The organism is Fluviicola sp., assembly GCF_030151805.1.
Classification (GTDB): Bacteria; Bacteroidota; Bacteroidia; order Flavobacteriales_D; family Crocinitomicaceae; genus Fluviicola.
On the sequence record NZ_JASLCN010000347.1, the window covers coordinates 1 to 6,912 of the forward strand.

Consider the following 6,912-nt stretch of genomic DNA (forward strand, 5'->3'; position numbering starts at 1 on the left):
CAATCTATAGGGCTTTACAAACTACTTTCAAGCATTCCACGGTTTTATGGAAAAGATAAGCTTCTAAATAGTATTCTTCTAAGAAATCATCACCTAAACTCTCGGACAAGTCATATTTTTAAAAATGCTTTTGGGGCTACCTCCCAACTGGTAAGTGCCTCTCATTATCTGTGCATTTGTGGGAGAAAACAAGAATGGGTGTGCATCAGGATTAATTCCCGATGCATCGTATCCCACAACAGAATTACCTACCATTTCGACTTCGCTCGATGGCCTTTTATTTTCCTAATTCTTTCTCAATTTCTCCGAAGAAATAACCACAGGTACTTCTTCCCCACCAATAAGGTTTATCAACATTGGTGTATGTGATCAAATCGTATTTAGACTGCGCTTTTTCGAAATACGTTTTCGCATTTTTTGCTCCTCCACCAAACATTTTCGGCGTGTAGAATGTTGCAATTCCTTTCAACAAATAGATATGCGGGTTGTTTTCATTGACTCCTTTTGCCGCTTTTAAATTGTCCTCGAAGATTTTCCCGTACTTCTGCCAGCGGTTTTCAGGATCTGCCCCGATACGCGCATTGGCAACCATTGCTTTCATGATAAACACTTCATCTTTTAACGGACATTTTTCTTCCAGCTTCGCCAACTGATCTTCTGCGTTATTTACAAAGGCATCTTTCAGCCCCAAAGAAGTTTCGAAATACGATAATTGAATACTCGCATAAGCATAGTAATAAATCGTCATCCAGCTGTCCGGATACTTTTCTTTCAATGCCGACAATTCATCGGATTTTGCTTTCCATGCTTCCAGTGTGTGTAAGGAATCCAGGTTCGCACAAACAGGAGCCAATTCATTCACAATTGCTTCATCCTGTGCATTTGCTTGAAGTGTAAATGCTAAAACCACTGATAAAATTACTTGTTTCATATTCTAAAATTAAAGCTCGTCTTTGTTAAACTCTTTCAATGACATGTTGAATCCGAAGAAAATATTGAAATAAAACGGTGGTTTCATCTCATATCTCTGGCTTCCGTCATAACTGTATCTGTATCCCAACACATTGTGTTGATTTGTAATGTTGTCTAAACTAATATAAAAGACCGTAAACATCTTTTTAATTGTTGTTAAATATGCCGCCGTAAACGCCAGGTTGTGATAATCCGGAGAACGATCCCCCAAGAAACGCGTATTGGCAGGATTGTAATATGGTCGGCCGCTTGCATAACTGTAAGTCATGGAAAAACTGGTTTGAAGTTTCATGGAGAAATACTTCATCACCACATTCAGGTTGTGATCCGAAACATAATCAGGAGTTACTTTCGCAACGTAGTTCTGATATAGTCTTTTTGTATCAATGAAACTATAGGAGATCCAGTAATCGAAATTCTTGATACTTTTCTTGTCTCTCCAGAAAACGTCAATTCCCTGTGCGTAACCGGAACCGCTGTTATCGACCATTCCATAATTGAATCGGAATGCATTCGGTGTATACGGAACTCCCTGCTCGCGTACCAATTGGTCATACGATTTGTAATAACCTTCCAAACGGAAGATCCGGTTTTTCGCGATGATTTGGTAATTTGCCATTAAATGCAATGCTTCCTGAAAATCCGGGCGATATCCCTGCATCAGGTAATTTTGGGAAACTAACTGGTAGAAATATCCGGAAGCAAGAGAAATCTGACTGGTTTTACCGGTTTTGATCGCCATGGCCAAACGCGGTGAAATGTTTCCTTTTGCCAATAATTTGGAATATTCTGCACGGACTCCGGGCTTAATCGCAAAATTCCGGAAAGGAATAATATCTGCCTCCACATATCCCGCGCTCAGCATTTCTGCAAATTGCCCTGTCAGCGTATCGAAGGTTTGGCGGTATTGAAAATGCTGCAATTCCGTTCCGATGAGTAACTTGAACCGATTGCTTTGCGTGTAAACCATTTCTCCCCGTCCCTGAACACGCTTGTCATTCCGGGTTGAAACCAAGGTATCCCAGGTGATATCATCGTCATTATTACTCAATGAAAAACCGACATAATACGTCCATTTATCATTGATATAATTATTGAACGTCGTGTTTACATACGTATTCTGATTCTTCAATCCGAAACGCATATTTTGTCCGGCAACTCCCGGATTCGGGATTTCCAAACCGGAACTGTTGTAGCTCTGATTGAATGTCGTTTTAAACATTCCACGTGTAGATGTTTTTGCTACATAACGCCCGGAAAAACCAAAGCCCTGCGGAGCTTCATAAAACTTGACATTTGCTTTTGCCAATGCTAAAAACGGTGATAAATTCTGGTAAAAACCGGTAAACTCAACCGCACTGTTTTCCATCAGTTTCGAACCTCCGAGAAAAATTCCGGCAAAATTAGCCCCGATGTTGATATTGGTTTGATCCGGTAAATCGAGCGTACTCAAATCCAGGATGGAAGAAAGTGCTTGTCCGTAACGAGCGGTATATCCTCCCGTACTGAAAGCCGTTCCTTTAAACTGAAAGGGATTAAACCGGGTTCTTTGGGCAACTCCGGGAACAGAACTTCCGAAAGCGTTTTGAGCCACCAAACCATCAATAATAAAGGATGTTTCGCTGACATCTCCTCCACGAACCATTAAACCGGTTTGATCTCCTCCGTTTCGCTGAACTCCCGGCAACGTCTGAATTGCTCCTGCAATATCTCCTTGCCCGCCGGCTGTTGTCACGATATCCAAAGGATCCAAAATGGCCACATTGCGGTCATTGGATGCAGACATCGTTCCTGCCGAAATAACAACTTCTTCGATTACTTTCGCTGCACGCACTTTGACATTCTGAACAAGCGGTGTTCCGTTCAGGTTCACCTCCACTATCTGTTCTTCGATCTCTTCTCCACGAATCAACAAAGATTGTTTACCCGTTGCCTTGGTTGTGAGTTTGTAAAATCCTTTTTCATCTGTTTGAGCACCGTCTGTGGTTCCTTTCACGAACACCGTTGCCATGAAAACCGGTTTGCCACTTTGATTCAGCACCGTTCCTTCGACCGTGGTTTGTGCGATCAGGAATAGTGGAAACAAACTAATAAGTAATAGTATATACTTCATAATCATCAATTACGGAGCGAAATTAAATTGAATTTATGAAACTTGACTATTTAAATTCGGTGAATTGATTTTCAGAGTCGGTAAAACGAACCTTACAACTTGTCGCTTTCCAAATCTGTTTTTTGTGTATCGAACACGCTTGAACCAATGCGGATCGTAAACCATTCCAAAAACAATTCCAGGGTTGGTTTCGGGAACTCTTCTTCCGAATCAACCACCGCCAAACACTCATTTTTCATGATTTTCTTGAAATGTGATTCAACCAACGGCTCGTATTCGAAAAAATCTTCTTCTATCAGGTACAAGTTTCCTTCCAGGTCATCCGATTCATCGAAATCAAATTCCGGGTCGTGTTGTTTTGCCCAATCACAAAAGGCTTGTTTTGGTTCTACGTAAATGTATCCTCTGTTTACTACTTTCATTTTTTATTTTGATTTCAGGACTTCCAGATTTTAGAATTTCAGGACGTGGATTTTGTCTTCATATCCTGATGTCTTAGAATCTTAATGTCCGATTAATTCTTTCAATTCCCCTTCTTTCATGGCCGACCAGCGGGTTTTGCTTCTTGCCGGAATTTCAACGATATACATCCAGTTCTGATCTTCTTTTTTCTCGTTCAGCAATTCAATCATTTTTTTAGATGAAATGGTAAACTTCGACTCCATATAAACCAAATCATTCGCTCCGACTAAAAACAGGGAGTTCCTGCTTTGTTTCTTAAACTGTGAACCTACCTGATAGGAAAGACATTTTGGTCCGTAACAATCAATCCAGTTAAAAAACGCGTTTTTGGTTCTCAAACTGTCTTTGAATTCATAATGCAAAGCCACCAAACTGTCTTTTTGATTCAGGAGGTACCATTTCTCCAGTTTGGAAGGTCCGAAACGATCCGGAAAGAGCATACTATCCAATTTGAACCAGGAAGCCTCTTTGTAAATGGAATCAAAAGCCGCCAGGAAATAAGCACTTTTCGGTTTTTGATCTTTGATCGACTGAACCTCTTTCGTATCCTTCACATCCTTGAACTTATCCGTTGTATGCGAAATTTCATCCAAAGTAACCGTATCTTTTTTCGTGTCTGTACACGATAGTAAAATCAGGATAAATGCGGAACAGAAAAATGGCGCGAATAGCTTCATAGTTGTTTTAATTGCTCAATGGTCTTTAATATGTCTGCTTCGGAAAGATCCAAATGTGTCACCAAACGAATCATTCCCGGACCGAATGAAGAAACGTTGATTCCCGCATCCGCCAGTTTTTGAATGTAATGATCCCGTTCGGATTCTTCTTTCAAAATTAGCACTAATATGTTTGTTTCGACAGGTAAACTGTTTTCAATCCAATTGCATTTCAAAAAAGCCTCTTCCAATTGCTTCGCGTGCTTGTGATCCTGATCCAAGCGGGCAACATTCTTTTTCAAGGCAAAAAGTCCGGCTGCGGCTAAAAAACCGGCCTGTCGCATTCCACCTCCCATCACTTTACGCACTCTTCTCGCCCGATGAATAAACTCCTTTGTTCCGATCAACAAGGAACCAACCGGCGCTCCCAATCCTTTCGAAAGGCAAATCGAAATGGAATCGAACTGAGCTGCGTAGGTTTTCAAATCAACACCATTCACTGCCAAGGCATTGAAAACGCGAGCACCATCCAAATGCAGGGGAATTTGCTTGCTTTTTGCCAATTGAGCAATTTTTTGAATTTCAGCAAAATCATACACTGCTCCGCCACCGCGATTGGCCGTATCTTCCAGTGAAATCAGCTGAGTTACCGGAAAATGAACGTCGTCCGGCATAATCCATTTTTCAATATCAGAAGCTGTTAATCGTCCACGGTTTCCCTGAAGTAAACGAACGGAAGCTCCTGAGTTTTTCGCAATTCCACCGCCTTCGTATTTATACACATGGCTGTCTTCGTGACAAATCACTTCTCCGCCCGGCTTCACATGAATATTGATCGCAATCTGGTTTGTTTGTGTTCCGCTTGCACAAAACAATGCGGCTTCTTTCCCGAACAGATTTGCTGCAAATCCCTGCAATTCATTTACCGTCGGATCTTCGCCATATACATCATCTCCAACTGAAGCATGAAACATGGCATCCAGCATTTCTCTGGAAGGTTTGGTTACGGTATCTGAACGAAAATCTATCTTTTGCATGGAGTAAAATTTGATTGCAACAAACTTAGGGTATCTAATTCAGAAAACAAGTGAAAAAGAATTTTTACCAAACAAAAAAACCACCTCTCCGCTTTTGCGAAAAGATGGCTTATATCTTAATGAGGAACGAATCCCGGCGATTAACGCTTGTGGAAACCTTCGTCTGAAACTGTCAATTTCTTACGGCCTTTACGACGACGCGCAGCTAATACTTTACGTCCGTTCTTAGTTGCCATTCGGCTACGGAATCCGTGCTTGTTTCTTCTCTTTCTTACAGACGGTTGAAACGTTCTTTTCATGATCTATACTTTATTCGAATGTTCTTATTGCTTTCTTAAATCCCTTGAAATGTCAGACATTTGTCAGAATGGGGTGCAAAGATAGGTACATTTTCCAATTTTTCAAGTTTTAATCGAAAATATTCGAAAAAAAAGTTTGTTAAAGGTTCTCTCCTATTACTTTTGTAACACAAAAATAGGAATAAAGATGTTGCGACCAAAACAAGCGAAGAAGGAAAAGATTCAACTAACCCGCGACAGCTATAAAAAAGCACGCAAACTTTTTCACTATTTAAAGCCCTACCGTTTCGAATACGGGATCGGATGGATCTTTTTGGTTTTATCTACTTCGGTAGGACTGATCTTCCCGATTCTTCTCGGACAATTGCTCGGATTAAGTACCGGTTCTCAAACAAGTATGGCCGAAGCCATCAAAGCAATTGATTTGTCCAACATCACAACTGTTGCAATTACTTTATTTGCACTCTTCGGTGGACAAGCGATCTTCAGTTATTTCCGTGTAGTCTTATTTACCAACGTAACTGAAAAGGCGCTTCGTGATTTGAGATACGACGTTTTTCAAAAAATGCTTCACCTTCCGATGGATTTCTTCAACAAGAATACGGTCGGAGAATTGACCAGCAGATTGTCTTCGGACATTACTCAAATCCAGGAAACACTCCGGACGACTGTTGCAGAATTCTTCAGACAAATCGTGATGGTCATCGGTGGAATCGCTTATTTGACTTTTGTGTCCTGGAAATTGTCCTTGATCATGCTTTCTACCGTGCCGGTAATTATGATCGTTGCGGTTCTTTTCGGACGTTTCATCAAGCGTTTGTCTAAAGAAGCGCAGGATCAAACAGCAACTTCCAATGCCATTGCCGAAGAATCCTTAACGGGAATCGGAAATATCAAGGCTTTCACGAATGAGAATTACCTCCTCAAACGTTTCAAATCATCCATTGAAGAAATTCGTCGCTTAAATATCAAAAGCGGAATCTGGAGAGGTTTGTTCATTTCCTTTATGGTATTCTGTATGTTCGGGTCGATCGTTTTCATCGTTTGGCAGGGATTGTTAATGACGCAGGGAACAAATCCTGAATTAAGCGGCGGCGATTTGTATTCTTTCTTAATGGTAACATTGCTGATGGCTGCCAGTATCGGTTCTTTACCTGATTTCTATTCCGGAATTCAGAAAACAATCGGTGGGACGGAAAAATTGATGGACATTATCAACGAAAGCAGTGAAAGTGATTTATTTAAAGGAACAAACACTCCGGATATCGACGGTTCTATTCGCTTTGAAAACGTACATTTTTCTTATCCTCAGCGTTCTGAAATCGAAGTGTTAAAAGGTATTTCTTTTGAATTGAACCGAAATGAGACGTTGG

Annotated in this window: 7 protein-coding genes; 1 reads left to right on the forward strand and 6 read right to left on the reverse strand. The window is 40.8% G+C overall.

Features of this window, described 5'->3' with window-relative positions; genetic code table 11:
* Positions 1-277 precede the first annotated feature (277 nt).
* From Q1V93_RS13230 to rpmH, 6 genes are all read right to left on the reverse strand, one after another.
* On the reverse strand, positions 278-931 hold the full coding sequence (locus Q1V93_RS13230) for a hypothetical protein (RefSeq protein ID WP_300665360.1): 654 nt from the start codon (positions 929-931) through the stop codon (positions 278-280).
* A 9-nt stretch (positions 932-940) separates the two neighbouring features.
* Positions 941-3,085 (reverse strand): TonB-dependent receptor, encoded by a 2,145-nt coding sequence (locus Q1V93_RS13235; RefSeq protein ID WP_300665362.1) that lies wholly within the window; start codon positions 3,083-3,085, stop codon positions 941-943.
* A gap of 92 nt (positions 3,086-3,177) precedes the next feature.
* Positions 3,178-3,507 carry a hypothetical protein gene (locus Q1V93_RS13240; RefSeq protein WP_300665363.1) on the reverse strand — a complete coding sequence of 110 codons (330 nt, stop codon included), beginning with the start codon at positions 3,505-3,507 and terminating at the stop codon, positions 3,178-3,180.
* Positions 3,508-3,588: 81 nt separating this feature from the next.
* Positions 3,589-4,224 carry a hypothetical protein gene (locus tag Q1V93_RS13245; RefSeq protein WP_300665364.1) on the reverse strand — a complete coding sequence of 212 codons (636 nt, stop codon included), beginning with the start codon at positions 4,222-4,224 and terminating at the stop codon, positions 3,589-3,591.
* Positions 4,221-5,240 carry a low-specificity L-threonine aldolase gene (gene ltaE / locus Q1V93_RS13250; RefSeq protein ID WP_300665365.1) on the reverse strand — a complete coding sequence of 340 codons (1,020 nt, stop codon included), beginning with the start codon at positions 5,238-5,240 and terminating at the stop codon, positions 4,221-4,223. Before ltaE ends, Q1V93_RS13245 begins: the two co-directional genes overlap by 4 nt.
* A 140-nt stretch (positions 5,241-5,380) precedes the next feature.
* A complete protein-coding gene (rpmH, locus tag Q1V93_RS13255) occupies positions 5,381-5,539 on the reverse strand; it encodes a 50S ribosomal protein L34 (protein WP_144333335.1) in 159 nt (52 codons plus the stop codon).
* Positions 5,540-5,726: 187 nt separating this feature from the next.
* Between rpmH and Q1V93_RS13260 the strand changes: the two genes are divergently transcribed.
* Positions 5,727-6,912 (forward strand): ABC transporter transmembrane domain-containing protein (locus Q1V93_RS13260; RefSeq protein WP_300665367.1); only part of this gene is annotated, 1,186 nt, incomplete at its 3' end.